General features: G+C 63.6%; 25 protein-coding genes. 18 read left to right on the plus strand and 7 right to left on the minus strand.

The annotated features are described in order from the left end of the window. Positions 1 to 90: 90 nt before the first annotated feature. From AB0313_RS16690 to AB0313_RS16710, 5 genes are read left to right on the plus strand one after another with little or no spacing between them, the layout of a single operon-like run. A complete protein-coding gene (locus AB0313_RS16690; RefSeq protein ID WP_366306878.1) occupies positions 91 to 1,137 on the plus strand; it encodes an amidohydrolase family protein in 1,047 nt (348 codons plus the stop codon). Next, on the plus strand, positions 1,134 to 1,988 hold the full coding sequence (locus AB0313_RS16695) for an iron-sulfur cluster assembly protein (protein ID WP_366306880.1): 855 nt from the start codon (positions 1,134 to 1,136) through the stop codon (positions 1,986 to 1,988). The genes AB0313_RS16690 and AB0313_RS16695 overlap by 4 nt, the downstream gene beginning before the upstream one ends. Further along, on the plus strand, positions 1,985 to 3,019 hold the full coding sequence (locus tag AB0313_RS16700; protein WP_366306882.1) for an NAD(P)-dependent alcohol dehydrogenase: 1,035 nt from the start codon (positions 1,985 to 1,987) through the stop codon (positions 3,017 to 3,019). The genes AB0313_RS16695 and AB0313_RS16700 overlap by 4 nt, the downstream gene beginning before the upstream one ends. 31 nt (positions 3,020 to 3,050) lie before the next feature. Further along, positions 3,051 to 3,548 (plus strand): DUF1097 domain-containing protein, encoded by a 498-nt coding sequence (locus AB0313_RS16705; protein ID WP_366306884.1) that lies wholly within the window; start codon positions 3,051 to 3,053, stop codon positions 3,546 to 3,548. Between the two features lie 48 nt (positions 3,549 to 3,596). After that, the gene (locus tag AB0313_RS16710; RefSeq protein WP_307312367.1) at positions 3,597 to 3,914 is read left to right on the plus strand and encodes a putative quinol monooxygenase; all 318 of its coding nucleotides are present in this window, start codon (positions 3,597 to 3,599) and stop codon (positions 3,912 to 3,914) included. Positions 3,915 to 4,030: 116 nt separating this feature from the next. On the opposite strand, the gene AB0313_RS16715 is transcribed toward AB0313_RS16710, so the two are convergent. Next, entirely contained in the window at positions 4,031 to 5,896 is a 1,866-nt protein-coding gene (locus AB0313_RS16715) for a LuxR C-terminal-related transcriptional regulator (RefSeq protein WP_366306886.1), read from the minus strand. A gap of 197 nt (positions 5,897 to 6,093) precedes the next feature. On the opposite strand from AB0313_RS16715, the gene AB0313_RS16720 reads away from it, so the two are divergent. After that, positions 6,094 to 7,122: an ATP-dependent 6-phosphofructokinase gene (locus tag AB0313_RS16720; protein WP_366306888.1), complete on the plus strand. Its 1,029-nt coding sequence runs from the start codon at positions 6,094 to 6,096 to the stop codon at positions 7,120 to 7,122. Positions 7,123 to 7,394: 272 nt separating this feature from the next. On the opposite strand, the gene AB0313_RS16725 is transcribed toward AB0313_RS16720, so the two are convergent. Then, a complete protein-coding gene (locus AB0313_RS16725; protein WP_307312375.1) occupies positions 7,395 to 7,814 on the minus strand; it encodes a heme-binding protein in 420 nt (139 codons plus the stop codon). 166 nt (positions 7,815 to 7,980) lie between these two features. On the opposite strand from AB0313_RS16725, the gene AB0313_RS16730 reads away from it, so the two are divergent. From AB0313_RS16730 to dhaK, 4 genes are all read left to right on the plus strand, one after another. Next, positions 7,981 to 8,844, plus strand: a complete 864-nt coding sequence (locus tag AB0313_RS16730; protein ID WP_307312378.1) for a class II fructose-bisphosphate aldolase — start codon at positions 7,981 to 7,983, stop codon at positions 8,842 to 8,844. Further along, on the plus strand, positions 8,845 to 9,657 hold the full coding sequence (locus AB0313_RS16735; protein WP_366306891.1) for an HAD-IA family hydrolase: 813 nt from the start codon (positions 8,845 to 8,847) through the stop codon (positions 9,655 to 9,657). Then, positions 9,654 to 10,292, plus strand: coding sequence for a dihydroxyacetone kinase subunit DhaL (gene dhaL / locus AB0313_RS16740; protein ID WP_307312383.1), 639 nt, complete (start codon positions 9,654 to 9,656; stop codon positions 10,290 to 10,292). Before AB0313_RS16735 ends, dhaL begins: the two co-directional genes overlap by 4 nt. A 68-nt stretch (positions 10,293 to 10,360) precedes the next feature. Next, positions 10,361 to 11,356: a dihydroxyacetone kinase subunit DhaK gene (gene dhaK / locus AB0313_RS16745; protein ID WP_366306893.1), complete on the plus strand. Its 996-nt coding sequence runs from the start codon at positions 10,361 to 10,363 to the stop codon at positions 11,354 to 11,356. An 842-nt stretch (positions 11,357 to 12,198) separates the two neighbouring features. Here the strand turns inward: dhaK and fdhA are convergent. The 3 genes from fdhA to AB0313_RS16760 all read right to left on the minus strand — a co-directional run bounded on the left by fdhA (position 12,199) and on the right by AB0313_RS16760 (position 14,178). Continuing rightward, positions 12,199 to 13,416 carry a formaldehyde dehydrogenase, glutathione-independent gene (gene fdhA / locus AB0313_RS16750; protein WP_366306895.1) on the minus strand — a complete coding sequence of 406 codons (1,218 nt, stop codon included), beginning with the start codon at positions 13,414 to 13,416 and terminating at the stop codon, positions 12,199 to 12,201. A 255-nt stretch (positions 13,417 to 13,671) separates the two neighbouring features. Next, positions 13,672 to 14,049 carry a transposase gene (locus AB0313_RS16755; protein WP_366306919.1) on the minus strand — a complete coding sequence of 126 codons (378 nt, stop codon included), beginning with the start codon at positions 14,047 to 14,049 and terminating at the stop codon, positions 13,672 to 13,674. Further along, positions 14,050 to 14,178: a hypothetical protein gene (locus AB0313_RS16760; protein WP_366306897.1), complete on the minus strand. Its 129-nt coding sequence runs from the start codon at positions 14,176 to 14,178 to the stop codon at positions 14,050 to 14,052. Between the two features lie 1,690 nt (positions 14,179 to 15,868). Between AB0313_RS16760 and AB0313_RS16765 the strand changes: the two genes are divergently transcribed. The 4 genes from AB0313_RS16765 to AB0313_RS16780 all read left to right on the plus strand — a co-directional run bounded on the left by AB0313_RS16765 (position 15,869) and on the right by AB0313_RS16780 (position 19,260). Beyond that, positions 15,869 to 16,180, plus strand: coding sequence for a hypothetical protein (locus AB0313_RS16765; protein WP_366306899.1), 312 nt, complete (start codon positions 15,869 to 15,871; stop codon positions 16,178 to 16,180). Between the two features lie 597 nt (positions 16,181 to 16,777). Further along, positions 16,778 to 17,458 (plus strand): haloacid dehalogenase type II, encoded by a 681-nt coding sequence (locus tag AB0313_RS16770; RefSeq protein ID WP_366306901.1) that lies wholly within the window; start codon positions 16,778 to 16,780, stop codon positions 17,456 to 17,458. Positions 17,459 to 17,592: 134 nt separating this feature from the next. Further along, positions 17,593 to 18,696 carry an NADH:flavin oxidoreductase gene (locus AB0313_RS16775; RefSeq protein WP_366306903.1) on the plus strand — a complete coding sequence of 368 codons (1,104 nt, stop codon included), beginning with the start codon at positions 17,593 to 17,595 and terminating at the stop codon, positions 18,694 to 18,696. A gap of 39 nt (positions 18,697 to 18,735) precedes the next feature. Continuing rightward, positions 18,736 to 19,260, plus strand: a complete 525-nt coding sequence (locus AB0313_RS16780) for a peroxiredoxin-like family protein (RefSeq protein WP_366306905.1) — start codon at positions 18,736 to 18,738, stop codon at positions 19,258 to 19,260. Between the two features lie 94 nt (positions 19,261 to 19,354). Here the strand turns inward: AB0313_RS16780 and AB0313_RS16785 are convergent, their stop codons facing one another. Beyond that, the gene (locus AB0313_RS16785) at positions 19,355 to 19,822 is read right to left on the minus strand and encodes a hypothetical protein (protein WP_366306907.1); all 468 of its coding nucleotides are present in this window, start codon (positions 19,820 to 19,822) and stop codon (positions 19,355 to 19,357) included. A gap of 650 nt (positions 19,823 to 20,472) precedes the next feature. Between AB0313_RS16785 and merA the strand changes: the two genes are divergently transcribed. From merA to AB0313_RS16800, 3 genes are all read left to right on the plus strand, one after another. Further along, a complete protein-coding gene (gene merA, locus AB0313_RS16790) occupies positions 20,473 to 21,918 on the plus strand; it encodes a mercury(II) reductase (RefSeq protein ID WP_366306909.1) in 1,446 nt (481 codons plus the stop codon). 51 nt (positions 21,919 to 21,969) lie between these two features. After that, complete coding sequence (locus AB0313_RS16795) at positions 21,970 to 22,101, plus strand: hypothetical protein (RefSeq protein WP_366306911.1); 132 nt, start codon at positions 21,970 to 21,972, stop codon at positions 22,099 to 22,101. Positions 22,102 to 22,344: 243 nt separating this feature from the next. Next, complete coding sequence (locus AB0313_RS16800; RefSeq protein ID WP_366306921.1) at positions 22,345 to 22,572, plus strand: FAD-dependent oxidoreductase; 228 nt, start codon at positions 22,345 to 22,347, stop codon at positions 22,570 to 22,572. Positions 22,573 to 22,976: 404 nt separating this feature from the next. Here the strand turns inward: AB0313_RS16800 and AB0313_RS16805 are convergent, their stop codons facing one another. Beyond that, positions 22,977 to 23,918 (minus strand): alpha/beta hydrolase, encoded by a 942-nt coding sequence (locus tag AB0313_RS16805; protein ID WP_366306913.1) that lies wholly within the window; start codon positions 23,916 to 23,918, stop codon positions 22,977 to 22,979. A gap of 797 nt (positions 23,919 to 24,715) precedes the next feature. Here AB0313_RS16805 and AB0313_RS16810 point away from each other — a divergent pair. After that, entirely contained in the window at positions 24,716 to 26,191 is a 1,476-nt protein-coding gene (locus AB0313_RS16810; protein WP_366306915.1) for an FAD-binding oxidoreductase, read from the plus strand. Positions 26,192 to 26,420: the final 229 nt, after the last annotated feature.

Here is a 26,420-nt window from a genome sequence, read left to right on the forward strand (position 1 = left end):
AAATGAGACACCGGTCACATGTTGACGCGCGTGGAACCGCCCTAGCCTCGATGGTGTCGCGACTACGGCAGTCGCGGGGAGGAGAACACCATGTACAGCAAAGACGGCGAGAACTATTTCATCGTCGACGCCCACATCGCTCTGTGGGACGCCCGGCCGGAGAACCAGCGCAACGTGCACGGCAAGCAGTTCATCGACTGCTTCTACGACTACCACCGCAACCTCTCCCCCGAGTCGGAGCTGTGGACGTACGAGGAGTACCTGTACCAGGGCGGTGAGCGCCTGATGAAGGACCTGTTCGAGGACGGCTACGTGGATCACGCCATCTTCCAGCCCGCGTACCTGGGCGAGTTCTATAAGAACGGCTTCGGGCAGACGAAGGAAGCCTTCGAGCTGGCGGCCGCGCACCCGGGCAAGCTCACCTACAACCACTGCTTTGACCCGCGCGACGGCGAACGCGGCCTGGACCGGCTGCGCGCGGACCACGAGAAGATGAAGTTCACGGGGGTTAAGCTCTACACCGCCGAATGGCACGGTGAATCCCGCGGGTACAAGCTCTCCGATCCCTGGGCCTACCGCTACTTCGAGGAGTGCCGCAAGCTCGGCATCAAGAACATCCACGTCCACAAGGGCCCCACCATCCGGCCGCTGGACCGTGATTCGTTCGACGTCTCGGACGTGGACCACGTCGCCTCTGACTTCACGGACCTGAACTTCATTGTGGAACATGTTGGCCTGCCCCGGCTGGAGGATTTCTGCTGGATCGCCACGCAGGAGCCGAACGTGTACGGCGGCCTGGCCGTGGCCATGCCGTTTATCCACACCCGGCCGCGCTACTTCGCCCAGATCATCGGCGAGCTGATCTATTGGATCGGCGAGGACCGCATCTTTTTCTCCAGCGACTACGCGCTGTGGACCCCGCGCTGGCTGGTTGAACGCTTCGTGGACTTCCAGATCCCGGAGGACATGACGGAGTACGCGCCCATCACCACCGACCAGAAAAAGAAGATCCTGGGCCTGAACGCCGCGAAGATGTACAACATCCCGGTACCGGACGAGCTCCAGCTGCCGGACGCCGGCGAAACGGCCACGGGCCCCCGCCAGCCGGAACGGGCAGACCTGGCAGGCGCGGTATGACAACGGCGCTGACGGACCACCCCGTCCGGGATGCGGGTGCCAGGGACGCTCGTGTCCTGGATGCGGAGGTGCAGCACGTGGCGGTGCAGGAAGTGCGGCGGGCTCTGGGCGCCGTGCTGGATCCCGAGCTGGATGAGCCGATCACAGACCTGGGCTTCGTGCGTTCCATAGACGTCACCGGGGCAGCGGACGGCGCCGAGGTGACCGTGCACCTGCGCCTGCCCACCTCGTTCTGCTCCCCCAACTTCGCCTACCTGATGGCGTCGGACAGCAAGGACGCCATCGCGGCGCTGCCCTGGGTGGAAAAGGTGGCGGTGGAACTCGATGACCACCACGATTCCGCCCTGATCAATGCCGGCCTGGCCGCGGACGCCGGCTACCGGGGCACCTTCGGCCACGAGGCCGAGGACAGCCTGGACGGGCTGCGGGCGCTGTTCCGCCGCAAGGCGCACACCGCCGCCATGGAACGGTGCCTGACCGAGCAGCTGCGCGCCGATCCCGCGCTCACCGAGGCGGCCGTGGGGGCCGTGCGGCTGGGTGAGCTGCCGGCGGGGCGCATCAAGGATGCTTTAGTACGACGGCGGATGGCGCTGGGCCTGCCCACGGAACCTGCCGCCGTCGTACTTGTGGACCATGACGGCCGCCCCTACCCTGCCGAGCAGGTCCCGATGGCGCTGCGGCGGGCGCGGTCCACGCGCATTTCCATCGACGGGAACGCGCACTTCTGCCGCGGCCTGCTGCGCACCCGGTACGAGGGCTCGGGCGCCGACCAGACGGACCGGCCTGAAGGGGCCGAGCCCGCCGACCACCACCATTTACTTCCGTTCACCGTCAAGGAGATCCACCCATGAACACCATGCGAGCCGTCCAGGTGGTCGGCTACCACGAAGGCCTGAAGATGACCGAGGCGCCCATCCCGGAAGTGGCCGGGGCGTGGGACGTTGTGGTCAAAATCGGCGGGGCCGGTGTGTGCCGGACCGACCTGCACATCCTGGAGGGCCAATGGGCCGAGAAGTCCCAGGTGGAGCTGCCATACACCATCGGCCACGAGAACGCGGGCTGGGTGCACGCCGTGGGCAGCGCGGTAACCAACGTGAAAGAGGGCGACAAGGTGATCCTGCATCCGCTGATCACCTGCGGCCTGTGCCGGGCGTGCCGTTCCGGGGATGACGTGCACTGCGAGAACAGCCGGTTCCCGGGCATCAACACGCACGGCGGGTACGCCGAATACCTCCTGACCTCCGCCCGATCGGTGGTGAAGATCGACGATTCGCTGGAGCCGGCGGATGTGGCGGCCCTGGCGGACGCGGGGCTGACGGCGTACCACGCGGCGGCGAAGGCGGCGAAGCGGCTGACGCCGCGGGACAACTGCGTGGTGATCGGCGCCGGGGGCCTGGGGCATATTGGCATCCAGGTGCTGAAGGCGCTTACGCCCAGCCGGATCATTGTGGTGGACCGCAACCCGGCGGCGCTGGAGCTGGCCAAATCGATCGGCGCCGATGAAGGCGTGGTGGCGGACGGCTCACAGGTGGAGAAGGTGCGTGAGCTCACCGGCGGGAACGGCGCGGAGGTGCTGATCGACTTCGTGGGCGAGGGCGGCGCGACGTCCGAGGGCATTGCAATGCTGCGGGAGGCCGGCGACTACTTTGTGGTGGGCTACGGCGAGGACATCACGGTGCCCACCATCGACATCATCTCCTCGGAGATCAACATCATCGGCAACCTGGTGGGCTCCTACAACGACCTGCAGGACCTGATGGCGTTAGCCGCCCGCGGGGCGGTCACGCTGCACACCCAGAAGTACAAGCTGGACGATTTCCAGCAGGCCATCAGCGACCTGGACGCCGGCAAGGTCCGCGGCCGGGCCATCCTGGTCCCGTAATGACCGGACTTCAAGAACAAAGGGGCATGGCATGAAGCAGTACGTAGGCGTAGGACTGTCCGTCGGCGTGCTCGCCGGCATCTGGACCCAGGTGAGCATCGACCTCGGGCTGGTCACGTGGGTTGCCTTCATAGCATGGGCCTGCTTCTTCGCCGCCGGCGGCGGAGCAACCGGCTTTAGCAAGGGACTTGCCGCGAACCTCTCAGGCGTTGTGTACGGGTGGCTGGTAGGTACGGTGGCCGGAGCCGTCCCGCTCCCTGGGGTACTGGCAGTAGCCATTGCCGTCGCCGCCCTGGGAATGTGCCTTCAGGCCGGCTGGGCGCCGCTGTCCTTCATTCCGGGAGCTTTTGCCGGCACCGCCGCTTACTTTGGCACTGCCTTGAACTTCTGGGGGACCTTGGCCGCCCTCATCATCGGCGCAGCACTCGGATGGCTCTCCGCGGTACTGGGCAGCCGGATCCAGTCCGTCGTGTCAAGGCGTGCCGTGACCAAAGCGGCCGGCGAGGAGACCCGGCCTGCGGCCGCCTGAGCTGACAACTCCACCCATTCACCCTTTTCACTTCCCCAAAGGAGACCCATGATTTTCATCACCGCCAAATTCCCGGTCAAGCCGGAGCACGCCGATGCGTGGCCGGAAATCTCCCGGGAATTCACCGATAAAACCAACGCCGAGGAAGGCTGCCTCTTCTTCGAATGGGCCCGCTCCCTGGCCGACCCCAACACCTACGTCCTCATCGAGGCATTCCGCGATGACGAAGCCGGCGGCGAACACGTAAAAACAGAGCACTTCAAGAAGGCCACCGCTGAACTGCCTGCCTACCTGGCCCGGACCCCCGACATCGTCAACGTCAAAGTGGACGGCTGGTCCGAACTCGGGGAACTGGCCGTCAAGTAAGCCCCACGCCAGTCAGCTGTCCTGAACCGAAGGGACAGCCCAGTGGTCCGGATTGCAGCAAAGCCGCCATCCGGACCACTGGTGTCCGCAGGACTTTCGTGGGATGCACGCAGCCCTCACCACGTCTGCAGAGGTACTGCCTCCTGAGCATTCATGCTCACCAGCATCGTCCGGTTGCGTGCCCCGGTCTTGCGGAGGATAGAGCCGACGTGCTTTTCAACCGTTTTGACGGATATCTGCAGCTCCCGCGCAATCTGTTTGTCCGCCATCCCCCGGATCACCATGTCATGGACCTCCCGCTCCCGGGTGGTGAACAGGCCACTTCCGGTACCGCGGCTGCTATCACCCATGAGGTGGTCAAACATCTCGCCTTCCATCAAGGCCTCGCCCTGGGCCGCCGCCACAATCGTGCGGCCAATGGTGTCGCCGTCCGCCCGCCGATTGATGAACCCACGGACGCCTGACTGCTTGGCCGAGCGCACCTGGTCCACCGTCGGGTTGTCCGTCAGGACCACCGCCGCAACGCCGGGATCGATTGTTCGGAGATGGGAGAAGATCCCGGAGGTGTCCCGGTGGAGCAGGTCCAGGTCCAGCAGGACCACGGCCGGGCGCAGCAACGCGCAGGCATCAATAAGCTGGGACGCTGTGGAGACCTCTGCAACGACCTGGATCCCGGGCTCCGCCCGGGCCAAAAGTTTCACCAGCCCGGCGCTGACCAGCAGGTAGGGGGTGGCGATCACCACCTTCCACCGCGGCTGCAGGTAAGCGTCCTGCTCCGGAACCTGCACCGGGAGCGTGGCCCTGACGCGGGTCCCCCAGCCGCGGGTCGTATCGATCTGCAGATCGCCGCCCAAGTGGATGGCCCGGGAACTCATACCGTGCAGCCCCAGGCAACCAGGGTGAACGGCGGAGTGGTCACCGTGCGCGGCGGCCAGATCAAATCCACGGCCGTTGTCCTCCACAACCACCGAAACACTGTCCCGTTCAAAGATAACCCCGGCGCGCACCGAGGTGGCGTGGGCGTGGCTGACCACGTTGTTGAGTGCCTCCTGGACGATCCTGAAGGCCTGGTGCATAACTTCCGGGGCAGGTGTCCACGGTTCTCCGAGCACTTTCAGCTGCGTTGCGGCGCCGGTCATCGAATCCACCCACGTCAGTTCCCCGGCGATGGCTTCCTGAAGGGTGCGGCCGGCCAGCGCAGCCGGACCAATACCCAAAACCGTGCGCCGCGTCTCGGCCAGCGCGTCGTGCGCTATGGTCCGGGCCTTGCGTATGTGCCGGGCTGCTTCGGCCTCCCCCGCCGGGTTCGCCTTTTCCGCCTGGTCAAGGGACAGGAGCAGTGTGGCAAGGGAGCGGCCCACTGTTTCGTGCACGTCACGTACGGCGCGTTCCCGCTCTGCGGCAACGGCGGCTTCACGCTCTCGGTCTGCTGCTTTCGAATGCAGGTCAGCGTTGGCCAGGGCAATGGCGGCCTGGCTCGCGAAGAGCTCGGCCAGGCGTGCTTCGTCCTGGGTGAAGGGCCGTCCCGGCAGGGCACTGAAGACCATGAAGGCGCCCACGATCTGTTCGCCCCACTGGATGGGCACTCCGATGACGGCGCAGTTCCAGCGGGGATCGGTGGGCGCTATGTGACCGCGCTCAACGGTGCGGTAGGCCTCCAGGATGACCGTGGAACGGCTGGCGACAACCTGGCCCGTGAATCCCTCGGACAAGGGAAAGGTTTGGCCTTCCTGGCAGCCGACACCGATGTCCACCTTCTTGGTGTAGGTACCGGCAGGCTCGTCAACCAGTGCAATCGACCCTGACTCGCAGTGGAGCAGGGACGCAGCGTTGGTCAGGATGCGGGCCAGCAGGGGCTGCAACTCAAAGCGGCCGGCCAGGTCGCGCGCGAGGTCCGTCACGGACTCAATCTTGTTAAGGACGCCGTACGGATCAGCCAGGCTCCGGACCAAGGCCTCGAACTCAGGCTCTGATGCAGTCATTTTCGTCCTCCTCGACGAAAGGCAGCCCGCAAGGTAGCGGGCGTCCTACCACGATAGCCTGCCGTCCCCCGGGCGCGCGTGCTGGTTTCCCAGTACAGGGGCAGGCGGGAAACTCCTCATACCCCAGCACCCGTTTTGCTGGTTTCTTGGAATGAACACCACACCCGGTGTCATCGGAACGGCGGAGGGAAGCTCACATGGCGCGCATCGGACTCCTGACCAGCGGAGGCGACTGCCCCGGGCTCAACGCCGTAATCCGCGCCTGCGTGCTGCGCGGCATCCGAATCCACGGCGACCAGTTCGTCGGCTTCGCTGACGGCTGGAGGGGCCTCATTGAGGGCAGCACGCTGGAACTGGACTGGAAGAGCGTCCGCGGCATCGGCGGCCTCGGCGGGACGATCCTGGGCACCTCACGGACCAATCCGCTAGGCGACCGCGGAGGAGTGGAGCGCATCGCATCGAACTTGCGCGTGCTGGGAGTGGACGCCCTCATCGTCATCGGCGGCGAGGGAACGTTGGCCGTTGCCAACATTCTGAGCAACAGCGGCGTCCCGATTGTCGGGGTTCCCAAAACCATCGACAACGACCTCTTCGCCACTGATTTTTCCTTCGGGTTCCACACCGCTGTGGAAATCGCCACCGAGGCCATCGACCGGCTAAAGACAACCGGCGAGTCCCATCACCGGTGCATGATCGCGGAGGTAATGGGACGCCATGCGGGATGGATTGCCTTGTACGCCGGCATGGCCACCAGCGCCCATGCCATCCTCATTCCGGAGCAAAAGGCCAGCATCGAGGATATCTGCGAGTGGGTGGAAGGCCCAGTGCGCCGGGGACGCCCGCCCTTGGTGGTAGTGGCCGAAGGATTCCTCGCCAAGGGCATGTCCGAGCCGCACTCGGAGCGCGGCTTGGACGCTTTCGACCGGCCGCGGCTCGGTGGTATCGGCGAACATCTGGCCCCGATCATTGAGGAGCGGACCGGGATTGAGACCCGCAGCACCACGCTGGGCCACATCCAGCGCGGAGGTGCCCCGTGCGCCACCGACCGCGTGCTGTGTACCCGCCTTGGGCTGGCAGCAGTTGACGCAGTGCACGACGGCGCCTGGGGTCAGATGGTCGCCACCCGTGGTGACGAAATCGTCCGGGTGAGCCTGGCGGACTCGGTGGGACGCCTGAAGACGGTGCCGCAGTCGCGCTACGACGAAGCGACGTATCTGTTTGGCTGAACCTTAGAGGGAAAGGAAGGACGCCGGCGGCCATCCCGCGGCGTCCTTCCTATGCAGTGCTGCTGCCGCGCCTGGTTCTAGCGTTTCCTGGGGGTCAGACACCTTTGATGTTTGTCTTGAGTTTTAGGCAGACTTTTAGATTCGGGCATCGTCGATGCAGGTGTTGACGGTCAAGGACCGCAAAGTGGCGTTACACCACTATGCGGGGCCCAACTTTATTGACGTGGCAGTCAATGGTGGCCCACGTCAAAGTTCCGAACCCTAAGGAACCACTAGTACGCGGCGACCCCTGCTTCGGCCACTTCCTGGTCTTGTTCGATGGTGCCGGTAGAGACGCCAACCGCGCCCATGATCTTGCCGTCGCGGACCAGCGGGATGCCGCCGGGAAAGACCACCAGGCGTCCGCCGTGGGCGTCGTTGAGTCCATAGATAGGGCCGTCGGGACGGGTGTTCTCCTGCAGCTCGCCCGTTTCACATTGGAATGCGATGGCGGTGTATGCCTTGTTGATGGAGATGGGGATGCTGCCGATGTTCGCGCCGTCCATGCGGAGGTGCGCTTTGAGATTGCCGCCGGCGTCAACGACGGCGATGTCCATGGGCTGGCCGATCTCTGCTGCTTTCGCCGCGGCCGCATCAAGGACGCGCCGTGCTTCATCGGCACTGACGGTTTCGAGCACTTTTCCGGTTGCCATACTGGATCCTGTTCATTCGAAGTTGCCTGTGCGCATCACCTAACCACGGATCACCCGCTCGAGACAGGTGGTGAATACCCCCACGGGGCTGTGCGGGTTATCCCCAATTTCGACTGGCAGGCCGCTGCCCTAGCGTGGGAGCGAGCCTATCTAGGAGGTAGCTGTTATGGGCGTTGCGCCCCTGAATGAGATTCTCGGCCCCGCATTTCAAGCACGCTATGGGGTACCGGCCATCAACATCTTCAATGACCTGACCATCGAAGCGGTCCTCGCCGGCGCTGTGGAAGCAAACTCTCCGGTCATCCTGCAGACCTCAGTGAAGACGGTCCGCAGCATCGGCACCAGAGTGCTGTTCGATATGTGGAGCTCCTTGACCCGCGGAATCGAAGTTCCGGTGACCCTGCACCTGGACCACTGCCCGGACCGTGGCGTGATAACCGAATGCCTGAAAGCCGGCTGGAACTCAGTACTGTTTGATGCGTCCAGCCTTCCCGTTGAAGAAAACCAGCGACAGACGATCGAAGTGGTCGCCGAGGCCCGCAGCTACGGCGCGCAGGTCGAGGGCGAGATCGAGGCGATCACCGGCGTTGAGGATGACCACGGTTCAGACGAAGTGTCCCAACAGCAAAGCCTGGAGACCGTGCTCGGCTACCTCGACGCCACCGGAATCGACGTCTTCGCCCCGTCCATCGGCAACGCCCACGGCACATATAAGACCGCGCCAGTGCTGGACATGGGCCGCGTGACCGAAATTGTCGAGGCCCGGAATATTCCCATCGCCCTGCACGGCGGCAGCGGGCTCAGCCAGGAGCAGTTCGCGGACCTCATCTCCCGCGGATGCGCCAAGGTGAACATCTCCACCGCATTGAAGGAAACGTACATGCAGTCCAGCCTGGCGTTCCTCAAACAGGCCGAGCGGGACAACAAGTGGGATCCTCCGTCGCTGTTCAAGCACGCCCGCACCGACGTCATCACCATGGTGAAAGAACTCGCTGAGCAGTTCGGCAGCGCCGGAAAAGGCGGACACTGAATGCCGGCCCTGATTTTTGATTGCGACGGCGTCCTGGCCGATACCGAGCAGTACGGGCATTTGCCCGCGTTCAACCGGACCTTCCAGGACTTCGGCGTCCCGGTCCAGTGGAGCGTTGAGGATTACGCGCAGAAGGTCAAGATCGGCGGCGGGAAAGAGCGGATGCGCAGCATCCTCACTCCGGATCTTGCCGCGTCACTCGGTCTGGCCGACGATGCCGCGGTGGACAAAGCCATCCTGGCCTGGCACAAACACAAAACCGCTATCTACAAGGAGATGGTGGAAAGTGGTGTCATGCCTGCCCGGAACGGTATAGCCCGCATCGTTACCGAGGCCCGCGCCGCGGGGTGGCGGCTGGCGGTCGCCTCGACGTCGGCGGAACCGGCCGTGCTGGCCGTGCTGACCCACGCCGTTGGGGAGGACGCGGCATCGGACTTTTCGGTTTTTGCCGGCGACGTTGTCCCACGCAAAAAGCCCGCACCGGACATCTATCTGCTGGCACTGCGGGAAATGGGCCTGGACCCTGACGACGCGGTCGTGGTCGAGGACAGCGCCAACGGGATGCGCGCCGCACTAGCTGCGGGCCTGCGCACTCTGGTCACCGTCAGCGGGTACACCCGGGAGGAGGAATTCGCTGGCGCGTCCCTGGTGGTCTCCTCACTGGGCGACCAGGACCAGGGCGAGCCGGCCGAAGTCCTGCTGAACCCCCACCACCTAAAGGTTCCCGGTACGGTGACACTCGAAACGCTCCAGCAAATCCTGAAGCTTCCAGCCCCAACAGCTGCACCTTCCACCCGGACGGAGACACCATGACCGCCACCAACCTCGCGGACGTCGAATATGTTGTCCGCATCATCGCCCAGACCGCCGTCGACAAGGAGAAGGAATTCGGCGACTTTGACGCCGTCGTAGGCGACGGCGACCTCGGTTACTCCCTGGCACGCGGCTTCGAAAAGGTGCTCGCCGACTGGGATTCCTACAAGCGCGACGACGTCTCTGCTTTCCTGCAACAGATCGCCGTGACCATCACCAGCCGCATCGGCGGTTCCTCAGGTCCCCTCTGGGGAACCGCGTTCCTCCGGGCCTCAGTCACAGCGAAACAATTCGATGAAATTACGGGCACCGCCGCGGTGGCGATGCTGCGCGCGGCAACCGACGGTATCAAAGCCCGCGGCAACTCTGATCTCGGGGACAAAACCCTCCTCGACGCACTGGTCCCTGCCACTGACGAACTGGAACGCATGATCACCTCCGGGGCCAATGCCGCGGACTCCCGCGAGGCCTTCGCCAAAACCACTCGCGAACGTGCCGAGGCAACCAGCGAACTGGAAGCCAAGCGCGGACGCGCCAGCTACAGCGGAGAGCGCAGCATCGGCTCCCCGGATGCCGGGGCCCTGGCCGTGGCAATCATCATCGAACGCATCGTGGCCGGGTGGCCGGAGCGGTAGCACCCCGCTTCTTTACTGTCCGTCAAAGTCACTGTCCATCGAAACCATCACAACGACGTGGAGCAAGCATGAAAAAGTTTGTCAACAACCCCCAGCAGTTCGTACCCGAGATGCTTGAAGGGCTGGCCCTCGCCAACCCGGACACCCTGAAGTACGTCCCCGAATACAACCTGATCATGCGCGCGGACGGGCCCGACCCGAACAAAGTATCGATTGTCCAAGGGTCGGGTTCGGGCCATGAACCGGCGCACGTGATGATCGTGGGTAAGGGCATGCTCGATGCCGCCTGCCCGGGTGACGTCTTCGCGGCACCACCGTTCGACTACGTCCACGAGACCACCAGACTGATGGCTTCGCCCAAAGGAGTGCTCCTGCTGGTCAACAACTACACCGGCGACAAGATGGTCTTCGAGATGGCGCAGGAGATGTCCGCCGCCGAAGGGGTCAACGTCAAGACGCTGTTCATCAATGATGATGTCTCCGTTGAGGACTCCACATATACCATCGGCCGCCGTGGTGTGGCCGGGAACTTCTTCGTGATCAAGGCGGTGGCGGCCGCCGCAGAGCGCGGGGCCGACCTGGACGAAGTGATCCGGGTGGGTGAGAAAGTCAACTCCGTGACGCGCACCATGGGCGTGGCCCTGACCGCGTGCACCCCGCCGGCCAAGGGCAGCCCGCTGTTCGAGCTGGGCGAGGACGAGATCGAACTCGGCGTTGGCATCCACGGCGAGCCTGGCCGCCGCAGGGCCAAAATCATGCCCGCCAACGACATCGTCGAGGAACTGCTCACCCCGATCGTGAAAGACCTCCCCTTCTCCGACGGCGACCGTGTCGCACTGATGATCAACGGACTGGGCGGCACCCCCATCAGCGAGCTGTACCTGCTGTACGGCCAGGCACACAAACGCCTTGCCGAGCAGGGCATCACGGTGGGCCGCAGCTATGTGGGCGAGTACTGCACCTCCCTGGACATGGCCGGCGCGTCCATAACACTGGTCAAGCTCGATGACGAGATCGAGTCCCTGCTGATGGACCCTGCGGAGATCCCGATCCGCGTCTTCTGATTCCTGCTTCCGAACGCACGCCGTGGTCATCCCACGGCGTGCGTTCGTCTCTCCGTACCTTATTCAAGATCGCGTGTGGACTCGTCTAACCGGTGAGCGCCAACGGTGAAGTGCGCCACAGCCGCAGAGCCCTCTACGGTATGGTCGCCGACTGAACCCTCCACGAAGAAAGAACGAGGGCCGCGGACCCTCGACCTGCGGTCGGTGTTGCCACCCGGGGACCTGCTGAGACGTCGGCAGTGCCGAAAAACGGCAGATCGATTAAACTGCGCCTCACAGAAGGCACCAATCGGTCCTGTTCCATGGCACACAGTCAACGACCGGAGGCCCAGCCCTTCTTTGCAAGGCGCTCCACAGGCCTACCAACGGCGCCGAATGTACAGGTTGCCGTTCCTGCCTGGGCCCCTTCATACTTTGCCACCACTGCCCATGCTGAAAGCGGTGGAAGCGACAATGTACTCAAGCACCTCTTCCGGCCATGCGTCGGTGGCGTGCAGCAGTCCGTCGGCGCATTATTGACCACGGTCGTGACATCGGAACCAAATCCGGCCGAACCTGCTCCAGCCTCGCGGCCACTGCACCGCATCGGTACCGCCTGACTGAACGGTGGCAGTTACTCGGAGTCATTACCGGCAGCCAGGGCAGCTGCTCCGCTACACGGTCCCGAGGTATCCGGTGCAAAAACCCATTCGTGCGTTCTGGAGCAGGCCAAGGTTGCGGGGCTGGTGATTATTATGGCACTTCCTGGCTGCCGCCGGCGGTCGGTTAAGGTACCGCCCGCGGCAGCACAACGACCCCAGCATCCTCCTTCAGCCGCCGTGGTCCAACCCCTTCTCGTTGTGTCAGCTCAAGTAGCCGTTCGGGTTGAGGACGTACTTGGTGGCTGCGCCGGCGTCGAACTCCGCGTAGCCCTTGGGTGCATCCTCCAGCGGTATCGCCTTGGCATTGACGTTCTTGGCGATGCTGACCTTGTCATTCAGGATGGCCATCATCAACTGCCGGTTGTACTTCATGACGGGGCACTGGCCGGTGGTGAAGCTCAGCGACTTCGCCCAGCCCGTGCCCAGGCTCAGGCTGAGGGAACCCTTCTTGGCTGCTTCATCGATGCCGCCCGGGTCGCCGGTGACGTACAGGCCGGGGATGCCCAGGGCACCGCCGGCAGCGGTGATGTCCATCAGCGAGTTCAGCACGGTGGCGGGCGCTTCTTCGGCATCCTTGCCATGCCCTTGTCCGCGTGCCTCAAAGCCCACCGCGTCCACACCGCAGTCCACCTCCGGCACGCCGAGGATCTGCTCGATCTGCTCCGCCGGGCCTCCCTTGGTAAGGTCCACCGTTTCGCAGCCAAAGCTGCGCGCCCTCGCCAGCCGTTCCTCGTTGAGGTCCCCCACAATTACGACGGCGGCGCCCAGCAAATGTGCGCTGGTGGCCGCTGCGAGGCCCACAGGACCGGCACCGGCAATGTACACGGTGGACCCGACTCCCACACCCGCCGTCACTGCCCCGTGGAATCCCGTGGGGAAGATGTCCGAGAGCATGGCCAGGTCCAGGATCTTCTCCATGGCCCGGTCCTTGTCCGGGAACTTCAGCAGGTTCCAGTCGGCATACGGCACCAGCACATAGTTGGCCTGGCCGCCCACCCAGCCACCCATGTCCACGTAGCCGTAAGCGCTGCCGGGCCGGTCGGGGTTCACGTTAAGGCAAATGCCGGTCTTGCGCTCCTTGCAGTTCCGGCAGCGGCCGCAGGCGATGTTGAACGGCACCGAGCAGAGGTCGCCCACCTTGATGAACTCGACGTCACGGCCAACCTCCACCACTTCGCCCGTGATCTCGTGGCCCAGCACCAGGTTGGGCGGAGCAGTGGTCCGGCCCCGGACCATGTGCTGGTCCGATCCACAGATGTTGGTGGCCACCGTCTTCAGGATGACCCCGTGGTTGACGGCGCGTCCCACGTTCGCGGGGTTGACCCCCGGGCCGTCCTTCAGTTCGAACGTTGGGTAATCAATGTCAATTACTTCAACCTTGCCGGCTTCCTTGTAGGCAACGGCTTTGTTCCCTGTCATCAAATTGCTCCTATAGTCAGGCGTCCGGTGGGACGGCCGTGATCTGGGTAGGTGAGACATCCCTCGTGTTGGGGAACAGCCCTGGCCCTCTGGTGCTTTCCTGATGTTTGGCATGGTCAGGTACCGGTTCCCGGGTGGGGACCCGCCCAGTCTAAGCACGGTTTCCCGGAAGTTCCATAGCCTGCCTACCACTCATTCATCGGAGTTGTCAGGCATACCCCTCCACCTGTTGGAACTGGCCATGCATCACTGAAGTCAGCAGAGTTCATGAGTGCCAGTCCAGGCTTGCCCGCCGGAATAGACGATGCCTTGGCGCAACAGCAGTTTGGAAATCCGGTGCCGGGAACGCATCAGATCGCCACGGACGTCTTCCCGGGAACGGACCAGATCCCGTGCTGCTTCTTGGTCCGCCGATGGAATTCTTACCCCGGTGACCTCGCCCAGCATCAGGAGCCGGGCCAGATGCGGCGCGTCCTTTGCGTCGGTTTTTACCCGGTCCCCGGACGGACGCTGGAGTTTCGATGGTGCCGCGACCACTGTGTCGATCCCGGAGGCCAGCAGGAACCGGGCCACGCCAAAGCCCGTCAGTCCTGCCTCGTAAACGACTCTGACCGGCGACGGCAGGGAAAGAATTCAGGCGAGAATCTCACTACGATCCGGAGTCATGCGGTGCAAAATGACTTCGCCGGTCTGCTCGTCCAGGGCGCATGAAACAACCGTGCGGGCATGGACATCCAAGCCGACGCTTGTACGCTCGAACATAGCTGGAACCTCCAAATTTCAAATGTGGCTCTACCTGTTCGCCAAGTGTGGCAGGAAACCCACGACTTGCTTTGAAAAGGAGATTCCAGCCCCCCGGGCCACATTTTCCGGACCCTCCTGACAGAGGGCCATCAGCGCCGAAACAAGATCCGGAGCGTCCACCAACCCGCATCGGCGATGGGAATCGCCACCAAGCTGGACGCTCCGGAAACGGTCCGGCGACAATGAACCTCCAGAAGGGTCCAGAAGCTCCACAGGTGGTCCGCCTAAGCCGGCCACCTCCTGCCGCGAAATGGCTCACTTTTCGACCAGCGCTGACAGCTGGGCCGGGCCACGCTAAAGGGGCGGCAACGAAGATAAAAGATGAGGCCGCCATCTGTCTTCGGCGTAATCTCTATCAAGAGCACACCGAGGCCGTTGTCGCCAAGCACCTCAAGCGTGGCGTCCTTACCCAACTGGGCGGGATGGGAAAGATCGGCGAGGACACCGGTCGCTTCATGCACTCTCCTAAAGAAACTTAGGCATAATCCAGCAAGAGCGAGGAGACTTCTCCCGGCAGTAAAGGGCGCTTGAGGCCGCGGAGGAAGCCTGGTTGAGAGAAAGGATGAGGGACAGTCTGGGATGGCAGGCAGCAAACCCAACCGACCGTACCGATTAGGAGCTTCGGTGCCACGTCCCCGCTCGGCCTTCCTCTCTGTTGATACTTTCAAAAGCATTCGCGTTCGGGCTGGAGACGGTACTCGGGGCGCGGATGGCGCCTGCTTCGGTGAACACCGTCAAGGGGTAGGCACGTTCGCATTGCCGCTCCCCGAGGACGCTGCGGCAGTTGACATGGAGTGGGGGGTCCGCATGTACCGGCTGCCCCAATGCCACAATGCCAAGGGCGGCGAGCCGCTTGCCGTTCTCCGAGGTGACCGTTTTCAAGTGTTAACTACGGCGTTGCGGTGGACATGCCACTTAGGCGAACGGGCAGCAGTAAACTCACTTAGTCTTGGCCAGGATCGGTGAGGTCCGGCTTCCGGAGGTTTCGCACAAAGGACGTCGGGAGGGGCAATACGCTTCGGACATCCTGGAGCCCAGGCCATGCCTTCCACATGCCGAGCTCGTTTCCTATGGAGACGATGAAGGCCCTACGCTCGTGATCATCAGTCCCCGAAGGATACAGCTTCCAGCTCAGCTCATTCAGCTCAGCTAACTGACAAATGTGCGCCCGCATTCCCGGATGGCCCCAAGCGTCCTGGACATTTTTGTACATCGACGCGCCGGCACGATCCCACCACTCCTGCGCCGAAGCCTGGGTCCATGCCGGCGAGTCTGGAGGCCATCCCCGCGCTAAGGCAAAATATTGAATCAGCGTCCATGCCGCAGATTGCTGTATGTGGGATAACTCTCCGCGCTGCTGTCTGGCGGCGACAATCACATGCTGCGTGAACTTTTGCATGGACGCTCCTGGTGCTGGCCCAGCGGACTCCCTGAACTGTTCAGGTTTTCCCAACTGCTGCTAAGGGGCTTGGGGCAGTAACAAAATTTACCCCGTCACTTTTCGGTGAATCCACCCCAACTTGGCAGCTACGTGACAAAACCTATGCCAGCGGGCGATGCTGACAGCTTCCCGTAACGAAGATAAACCACTGCATGCGGTGGCGCGGGAAATCGTTGATGGGGTGGCTGGCCGCTAGGGAGTCTATCCGTGGAAGATATCGACGAACCCGACCACCAGGCGCAGGCAAACCGTGACGCCATGGCAGAAGCCGGGATCCCGCTCAATGCCGGCTGGATGCGCTATTTCAGCTTCACCGGCGTGGAAGTGGAATGGGAAATCGACGCATACCTCAACGGGTCCCTCCCACTCCCGGTCCACGAACGCGACCTCATCGCCCACGCCGTTAATGAACTGATCAAAGAACTTCCCCCACGCGGGATGGCCCCTTACAGCACCAATGGAACTAAGCCACCTCCACACCTCGGCAACGGCAAGACACCGAGCGGCTCCTGGCCCTGAATACCAGGCAGCACGAGCTGGGCTGACTGACAACCCTGACCGGCGCGACCGTTGAGAACATGACCACCGAGGATGACGGCAGCGCCGTATACGAAGCCAACATCACCAAGGCCGGCGCCCACGGGTTCGGGAGTCCATTCCCGGCCGGCTCCAAGGTTGACCCGTACAGGGGATCTTCGGTCAACCGCTATTTGACCGGATTTTCGCCAATCAAGGCGCGCCTGGATGCGCTTGACCTTAGGTACGGCGGGTACCGGCTACCTCAGGCATATCGGGTGCCGTTTTCGCATGTTGTGACTGATGACAGGTGGTGCCCCGATATATTGAGCAGACAGCATTCTTGACATCGGCCCCCTCCCCCACGGCCGGACAAACTTGAGGGTGCTCGGCGCTTACATCCCCGGATCCCTGGTATCTGGATCGAGGTAAGCACCTGATAGGCCGAACGCGGGAGCGGCTTTTGGCGAGAATCTTCGCCGTTCAGGCCCGGAACCGGGGGTGAACGGGATCGATGTCGGCAGCCGGTGGTTTCGTCCATTCCATGAAGGCGGCAGACTGGGCTGGACACGCATCCGCCAGGACGAAGGAGAAGGACCCATGGTCCCCGCATTATCAGTCATTGTCTTTGACGTGAACGAAACACTGTCCGATATGTCCCCGATGGGTGAGCGGTTCGGCGAGGTCGGGGCGCCCCCGGAGATGGCGAAGCTCTGGTTCGCGACCCTGCTGCGTGACGGGTTTGCGCTGGCAGCGAGCGGAGACAACGGCTCGTTCGCCGCCATGGGCGCCGGCGTCCTCAAGGGATTGTTCCGCGGCGTGGACCTGAGTCGGCCCCGTGACGAGGCTGTCGACCATGTCATGGGCGGCATGACGGCCCTGAAGGTACATAGCGATGTTCCCGCCGGGGTCAGGGGCCTCACGGCCGCTGGTTTCCGGCTGGTGACGCTCAGCAACGGCTCGGCCCAGATTGCTGGGAAGCTGTTCAGAGATGCGGGGATCCGGGACGAATTTGAGTGGCTGCTGACGGTTGAGGACGCTCCCGCATGGAAGCCGGCTCTCGGCTCCTACGAATACGCCGCAACTGCTACGGGGACAGACCCCGGCAGCATGCTGCTCGTGGCTGTGCACCCATGGGACATCCACGGCGCCGCCCGCGCCGGGCTCCGGACCGCCTGGCTGAACAGGTCCGGCGACACCTACCCCGACTATTTCGAGGCCCCCGACTACACCGTTTCCGCCCTGACCGAACTCGCACCCGCCCTGACGGCCGACGACTAAAAAAGGGCCCACCATCACCAGGAACACCAGACGTGCCGGGAATATATCTCTGCGGCCTTGTCTTGCCGCTAATACGGGCCGCGCTACGAAGGCCCTTGCCAAGAACAATCCCCCGAGACTTTCAAGGACACTTCATGCCCCATCTCGATCCCCTCTGGACCTCGCTTCGAATCGGCTCCGCCGAGCTGCCCAACCGGGTCGCGCTGGCGCCGATGACCCGTGTCAGCGCCACCGAAGACGGCCACGCAACCGGCCGGATGGCTTCCTACTACTCCCGCTTCGCGGCCGGCGGCTTCGGACTGCTCATCACCGAAGGCATCTACACCGACACCGCCCACAGCCAGGGCTACCTGTTCCAACCGGGCCTGGCCACCACCGAACAGGCCGAATCCTGGGTCAAGGTCGTGGACGCCGTCCACGCCCGCGGCTCGCGCATCTTCGCCCAGCTGATGCATGCCGGCGCCCAGTCCCAGGGCAACCGGTTCCTCGACTCCACCCTCGGCCCCTCCGCCGTCGCCCCCAAGGGCGAACAGCTCGGCTTCTACCGCGGCGAAGGACCCTACCGCCAACCCGAAGAAGCCACCGCTGCGCAGCTGAACGAGGTCCGCGACGGATTCGTGAACGCAGCCCTGAACGCGAAAGCCGCCGGCTTCGACGGCGTGGAGATCCACGGCGCCAACGGCTACCTGCTCGACCAGTTCCTCACGGACTACCTGAACCAGCGCACCGACCAGTACGGCGGCACCCCCGAAAACCGGGTACGGCTCGCCGTTGAGGTAAGCCGCGCCGTCCGCGACGCCGTCGGCCCCCACATGAGCGTCGGTATCCGCATCTCCCAGGGCAAGGTCAGCGACCACACCCACAAATGGGCAGGCGGACCCGACGAAGCAAAGACGATCTTCACCGCCCTCGCAGCGACCGGCATCGACTACGTCCACACCACGGAATACCGGGCCGACGCCCCCGCCTTTGGTGAGGAAGGGCCCTCCCTCGCCGCCTTGGCCAAGCAACACACCGGCCTAGCCGTCATTGCCAACGGCAGCCTTGACGAACCGGAAGCAGCCGCCGCCCTGATCGCTGACGGGCAAGCCGACGTCATCGCCCTCGGCAAAGCTGCACTCGCCACCCGCGACTGGCCCCGCCGGGCCCGCAGCAACGAGAGCCTGGACGAACTGGACGGCAGCGTCTTCGCACCCATCGCCGACGTCAAAGACTGGGAACTCGAACACACCGCCTAACACCCTGACCGATCAGTCATTCACAGCTGGAGGGAAACTATGACGCTCATTCCAACGCAGACTGCACCCGCCCTTGGCCTGCCGCTCGTGGGCGGGGGAAGCACCGATGATCTGAAGCTGGGCACCGGGGACGGCGGCCGGTTCAGCCTCGTCGTCTTTTACCGCGGCCTGCACTGCCCGATCTGCCGCAAGCAACTGGCCGAAATCGACAAGCGAATCGAAAACCTCAAAGCCGCCGGCATAGGCCAGGTCGTCGCAGTCAGCATGGAGACCGCTGAGCGGAGCCACCAGGTCGCGGACCGGTGGCACCTGGCAAACCTGCCCGTAGCCTACGGCCTGACCGAGGAAGCTGCACGGGCGTGGGGCCTGAACCTCTCCCACGCGATCAAGGACGGCGAACCGGACCTGTTCAACGAACCAGGCATCTTCATCCTCGATGAGGACGGCACGCTCTTCTGGTCCAGCACCGCAACCATGCCCTTTGGTCGTCCGTCCCTGGATGACGTGACCGCCGGGCTCAAGTACGCCCAGGAGCACGACTACCCGGCCCGGGGCGCTGCTTAAGACCACGAGTATCCACGACAAGGGCGCGCTCCGGGCGCGCCCTTGTCGTTCCTTCGGTTTCCCGGCTGTCGTTCCTAGGCCCGGCGCTTCCAGGTCACGGTGCGACCTGGAGTTGGGTGTTGCCAATGAACGGCGGGATGAATCCTGGCAGTGTCATGTAGCTGCCAATAGTGCCGGTGTAGTGGCCGTAGGTGTCAGGCACAGTGATGGTCGTCGGGAACCCTCCCAGACCGTTCAGTGCGACCCCAGTTATGGTGAGCGTCGTACCATTGTCGGTCCACCAAACCTCCCCGGAGTCGGCGACAGCGCCCTGCCCAGCGTGGCCGCAGTCCGATCCCTTGTAGTCACCGGTTCCGTTCTGGTCCAGTTCGATCCACAGCCATACGCCGCCGCCGTCATGGCCGCTGATGTTGGCCGAGATTTCGACCTGGTACATCGCCGTGTTTCCACCGTAGGCTGAGGCTGGGGCGGCCAAACTTAGACCACCCGCCACTGCCGCGAGTGATGCCGAGAGTGCCAGCGCGGCCTTTCGGGCTGCCGAGAAGGTTCCTGAAGTTTTCATATCCTGCTCCGTTTGACCGTTGTAATACCGTCGGAAGGCCCAGATCACTTCCGGTTTGGAGGGGCGCTTCCAGAATTAGCGCCCACCAGCGTGTCACCCCATGGTTGTAGGGAGCATGACCCGTGACGGATAGGGCCAATTTGCTCTTTGTCGGATTCCCAGCAGCCTTCAATCTGATTCTGTCAGGGCCGCCCATGTCCGTCCCGCAGAACCCCAGGGCAACATCATCTATGGGGTTGAACCATGAGTTCCGTCTCAACGTTCGACCTGCTCGACATCCTGCAGCCATCGACTGATGGTGCTGGCGGCACTCCTCGCCCCTACCTGCTCCGTTTCATCCGCCTGCCCGTTTCAGAGCTGCCCAAAGATACCCAGGCGCGCGGGTTTGAACAGATGACGCAAACTGGTAGGCGGCTCGGGCCACATTCGGAATGGCTGGGGCAGGGTATGGTGCTACTCGACTGCGGCAGGCCTCCGGAGGTTCAGGTAAGAGGCTCCTAAGAAGGTTTCATATGTTGAATGTTGCCAGGGAATGCACCCTCCTTGACCTTTCCCCATGGGGGAAGGTGCAGCCTGGGAGGAACGGTGGTGCGGTTTCCTTCAGCAGTCGCACCCACCACCGGGATCACCCCAACACCTATGGAGGTTTGATGAGTTCAGTACAAGGGTTCCATGTTGATCTTGCCATTATCGGGTCAGGTGGGGGCGCGTTCGCGGCGGCGATCCGGGCGACCAACCTGGGTAAGAGCGTCCTGATGATCGAGCGGTCAACAGTGGGCGGGACCTGTGTGAACACCGGTTGCGTCCCTTCGAAAGCGCTTCTCGCGGCAGCGGAGGCCCGCCATGTTGCCCTTGACGCCAGTGGCCGGTTCCCCGGCATCGCCACCTCCGCAGCACCTGTCGACATGCCCGCCCTGGTCGCCGGGAAACGTGCCCTGGTGGAGGGAACGCGCGCGGACAAGTACGTCGATCTCATCGCCGACTACGGCTGGGATTTCCGCCAAGGGACCGCCGCATTCGCGGGCACACCTGAGGAACCGGTGCTGGAGATCAGCACCCCGGGCGGCGGACGGGAATCGGTCACCGCTGCACACTATCTGGTGGCCACCGGTTCAGCCCCGTGGGCACCCCCGGTTCCGGGGCTTGAGGAGGCCGGCTATCTGACCTCTACGACCGCCATGGAACTGGAAGAAGTTCCGGAATCGCTGCTGGTGGTCGGTGGCGGTTACGTCGCCTTGGAGCAGGCCCAGTTGTTTGCGCGCCTGGGGTCCAAGGTAACCATGCTGGTCCGGTCCCGTCTGGCATCCGCGGAAGAACCAGAAGTGTCGTTGGCTTTGATGAGCGTCTTTGCTGATGAAGGGATCCGTGTGATCCGCCGGGCCACCCTGGCCTCGGTCGACCGCGACGCGGCAACCGGGAGAGTGCAGGCAGTAGCGAACTTCGCCGGCGGCGAGGAGACGTTCCAGGCCGACCATCTCCTGATGGCCACGGGGCGCCGCGCCGTTACCGAAGGACTGAACCTGGACGCGGTCGGGGTGACGACCGGGGAGCGGGGCGAGGTCCTGGTGAAGAGCACCCTGGCCAGCACCAACCCGCGGGTCTGGGCCGCGGGAGATGTCACCGGGCATCGGGAATTCGTCTATGTCGCCTCCGCGCACGGCGCCGTCGCCGTCGACAACGCCTTTAACAATGCCGGCCGCGATGTTGATTACCGCCATTTGCCGAGGGTGGCGTTCACTAGCCCCGCCATGGCCGCCGTCGGCCTGACCGACCAGGATGCCAACGGGGCCGGGATCAGCTGTGAATGCCGTGTCCTGCCGCTGGAGTACGTCCCCCGGGCCCTGGTCAACCGGGACACCAGGGGCTTCATAAAGCTCGTGGCCGAAAACGGCACCGGGAAGATCCTGGGCCTCACCGCCGTCGGCAAGGAAGCGGGCGATCTCGCCGCGGCAGGGGTCTACATCCTGGAAGCCGGCATGACAGTGGACCAGGTCGCGAACTTGTGGAGCCCGTACCTGACCATGGCCGAAGGCATCAAGATCGCCGCCCAGTCCTACACCACCGACATCACCAGGCTCTCCTGCTGCGCCACCTGACCACGCAGCCGGGCGCCGCCAACCACGAGTCACCACAAAGAGGAGGAACGAATGGACGAACATTTTGATGTTGCCGTGCTCGGCATGGGACCGGGCGGTGAAGTCGCCGCCAGCCGTTTGCTGAAAGCCCACAAAAAGGTCGCCGTGATCGAACGTGAACTGATCGGCGACGAATGGGCGTAAGGGGCCTGCGTGCCCTCCAACACACTGCTGCGGGCACCGCGAAGCGAAGACAGCACCTGCCCGGGCCGCCGGGGTACCGGGTGCCGGACTGGACTGGCCTGCGGCCAGTAGATACCGGGTCTACATGATCCGCAACCTCGACGACAAAGCCCAAGTCGAAGGCTATGAAGGCCAGGGCGCCACCGTGATCAAAGCCGAGGCCCGGACCACCGTCCGGGCACACTGCAGGCTTGCGCCAGGACCATCCAGGCCGATCACATCATCATCGCTACCGGCTCCGAAGCCGTCATCCCCGACCTTGACGGGGCCGAGAGCCTCACTACCTGGACGAACAGGGAAACGTTCACGGCCACGGCTTTGCCGGAGCGGGCCCTTGTCATCGGAGGCAGCGCGGTGGGCACCGAAACAACCACGTTTCTGGCCGGTTTCGGCGTCGATGTCACCCTCATCCACAGGGAACCCGGCTGCTGAAAGGCGGAGAATTCACGGCTTTCGTCAGACTGGACCTGGTCGAATCGTTCACCCGCCACTGGACCTATGAAAAAATGAACCCCCGGACACGCGGGACACTGCTGGGGACTGTGAAATTAATGGTGTATCCGGCTCGACACTCATGGCCGTGAACCTGGTGGGGAACAGCCCGATATGGTGGCAACATGTTGAGGCTGTGCCGAGTAGGAAAGCCCTTGAAACTGGCAGTGCAATCAATCATAGGTGCGGCTGTCACGGCGTGTGTGCTCCGGTCCCTCAACTCCAAGCTATCTTTCAGCCCGGTGCAGGATCGACGTCGTCCGCCTGACGGCCAGCGCCGTTTCGCTGCGGCCGCCTACCCGAACAGGACCATCCAGATCAGAGAGCGCTGACATGGTCGGGTATTAGGCCACCCGACCGGCGTGTATCTTAGCTGCGATCAGGTCCATGACCTCGGCTCCACCGGGCAGGACGTTGACCAGGGTGAAGAAGCCGTGCATCTGGCCCGGCCAGCGTCGGTGGTCCACCGCGACGCCGTCAGCGCGCAGCCGATGGGCATAGGCCTCCCCCTCGTCGCGGAGCACGTCATGCTCGCCAGTGATGATGAGCGCCGGCGGGAGGCCTGCGAGGGAATCGGCCAGCAACGGGGCGAAATCCGGGTCTGTCCGGTCGCTTGGTTCGGGGACGTAGTGGGCAGTGAACCACGCAACCGCCGCGGTGGTAAGAAGCGTCTGGTTCTCTTCCTCCCGATACGACGGACGGCTGAGGTCGCCATCGGTCAACGGATATACCAGGATCTGGCCAGCCAGTTGCGGGCCCCCACAATCGCGTGAGCGGCGTGCCACCACGGCCGCGAGATTTCCGCTGGCAGAGTCGCCTGCCACGAACAGCGGGACACCGCCAAAGGTCAGCTCCTCCGCGTGGGCGGCGGTCCAGCGCAGGGCAGTCCAGGCGTCCTCCACCGGCACAGGGAACGGATGCTCCGGCGCCTTGCGGTACTCCGCGAGGACGACGACGGCACCCGACTTCTGTGCCAACTGGCGCCCCAGTGTGTCGAACCCCTCCAGGTCCTCCAGCATCCAACCTCCACCATGCAGATACAGGATTATCGCCCCAGCCCTTGTAGTGGGGACGATGATGCGGACCCGGAACGAGCCGCCATCATGTGCAGGGATCTGCACATCCGTCACCTCGCCCACATCCGGGCCTGCCCCGTAAAGGCCTCGGAATCGTGCTGTTGCGGCCCGGGCCTCCGCTACGCTCATCCGCCAAATCGGGGTGGAATCCGGTCCGGCCGCCTTGGCCAGGGAGACGAGAAAAGCCTGGCTCGCAGCATCAAGTGTCATGCTCGGACCCTACTCCAGGACATGCGCCGCCGTCCCGGGCAACGTGGGACTATTTCACAGCCAAACCCACGAAGTCCGCGGTCAGGAATGGGTGCAGCCCATTCGTTGTCGACAAAATCCAGACCCAGGCACCCGACCGGCAAACTGTCCCAAAGCCGGTCAATGTCACTCTGGCATCCACGCTAGGGACGGCCGGAGCACGTGGACGCGGTAGCACCACCTGCTACGCCGCTCAAGAGACGTCGGAGGCACAGCTTGTCATGCACCCGGAACTCAAAAGCCCCAACGGAATCACGCTCATCGCAGACACCCGGGCAAGCATGAGGACCCTCCCGGGGCCAACGTCGCAATCTCCCTAGCCGGAGAACACGAGAAAGAACCGCGCGGCTACCGGGAACGCCTTTCCGAGCGCGCGACGGTCGCGATGCCCCTCAGCCAAGCACAGTGGGCGTCACATTCGGGATGCTCATGGACCAATTTGGCATTATGTGGTTCGTCATCCCGTCAGCAAACCCGTCGAAAACGGGAAAACAGCCCTCGCTACAGTACACGCGTGCGGCTCGGCTCCCAACGGTAGAATCGAGGTCCCCGCAGCCCAGCAGATCCCCGGGATGGAGCAGGTCACTTCAACTGGCCCCGACGGTTACCCGTGAGCTGCTGCCGGTCCACGAAATATCGCTGCTCTTGACGGCTGTGGGGTCTGGGCGTATACCAAAGGTGTCATCACGCCGGCGCCGCTGGGCCTTGCATGGAGTCGGCTGCCCTCTGGTCTTGGATGCAGAATAGATGGAATTCCGATGGGTACTGACCGTTTTGACGTACTCCGTGAACAAGTACGCGGGCAAGTTATTGAAGCAGATGACGCCGAGTATGACGCGGCACGGAGCGTCTACAACGGCATGATCAACCGTCGCCCCGCAGCGGTGTTGAGGGTAACCCAGGTCGCAGACGTGATTGCCGCCGTCCGCTTTGCCCGCGGCCTCGACATCGAGGTGGCAGTGCGCGGCGGGGGCCACAGCGCGCCCGGCTTTGGAACGGTCGACGGCGGTCTGGTCCTGGACTTCTCGGCGCTCCGCGGAGTCAGGGTCGATCCCGTCACCAGAACCGCCCGCGTCGAGGCCGGAGCCACCTGGGCTGACTACAACCACGCGACGCATGCCTTTGGCCTGGCAAGCACGGGCGGCATCATCGGTTCGACCGGGGTTTCCGGCCTGACTCTTGGCGGCGGCATTGGATACCTCGCCCGCAAGTACGGCCTCGCCTGCGACAACCTCGTGTCCGCGGATGTCGTCCTTGCCGACGGAACGTTCCTCACGGTAAGCGAGGCAGAAAACGTGGATCTCTTTTGGGCGCTCCGCGGCGGAAGCGGCAACTTCGGCGCAGTGACCTCGCTGAAGTTCCGCCTTCACCCCGTGGACATGGTCCACGTGGGATTAATGTTCTTTGATGCGGCCCTCGGGGCTGAGATCGGCGCGGCCTATCGGAGCTGGATCGCCTCCGAGCCCGAGGAAATGGGCGCGTTCCTCGGCTTCCACCAAGGCCCCCCGGTCCCCTTCCTACCCGAGGAATGGCATGGACGCCCTGTCACCGTCATTGCCGGCATGTGGACGGGCGACCTCGACGCCGGGCCCGCGCATTGGCAGCCCATGCTCGATGCCGGACCAGCTTTGGGAAGCTTCTTTGCACCCATGCCATATCCCGCGCTCAACATCATGTTCGACGCACTCAGCGGTGTCCCCGGGCTGCAAGGCTACTGGAAGGCCGATTTCCTCCGGAACCTCAGCGACGAAGCACTCAGGGTGGCGGTGGAGTACGCGCCGGGCATACCCAGCGTGCACTCGGCCAACCACTTCTACCCGATCGACGGAGCCGTCCAGCGCGTGGCACCCGACGCAACAGCATTCGCTTACAGAGACGTGAACTTCGCCCCAGTCATCGCAGCCCAATGGCCCGATGCAGCAGACAACCCCAACAACATCGCCTGGGTCCGGGGCTACTGGACCGCCCTCCACGAGTACTCCGAACCCGGCGGATACCTCAACTTCCAAGACGCAGACGACCAGTACCGGATCAAGGACACCCTTGGCTCGAACTACGCACGCCTAACAGAAGTCAAAACAAAGTATGACCCCGACAACTTCTACCACATCAACCAAAACATCACCCCCGCTGCGGCAGGCGCTACACCGGCCACTGGAGTTACACCTCAAAGCAGCACGCCTGATCCAGCACCCCACCCAAGCATCCCACCCGAAGCGGCACCAGCATCCTGACGCACTGCACCACAGTCAGCCATCGCGTTTCGACAGCCATGTACTCCCTCTGGGAAACACAGAGCGGAGGGAGATACCCATCGACGGCAGCCCGGGAGCGCTCGAACCGGCCGAACTTCATCCCGCGCGGTGTGTGTTAGCGGCCATGAAAAACTGCCCATAGGCGGCCACGAAAATGCCCACTGACGGCCAGCAAAACTGCCCACCGGTGGCCATGAGATCTGCCCAC

The organism is Pseudarthrobacter sp. NPDC080039 (assembly GCF_040702335.1).
GTDB lineage: Bacteria > Actinomycetota > Actinomycetes > Actinomycetales > Micrococcaceae > Arthrobacter > Arthrobacter enclensis_A.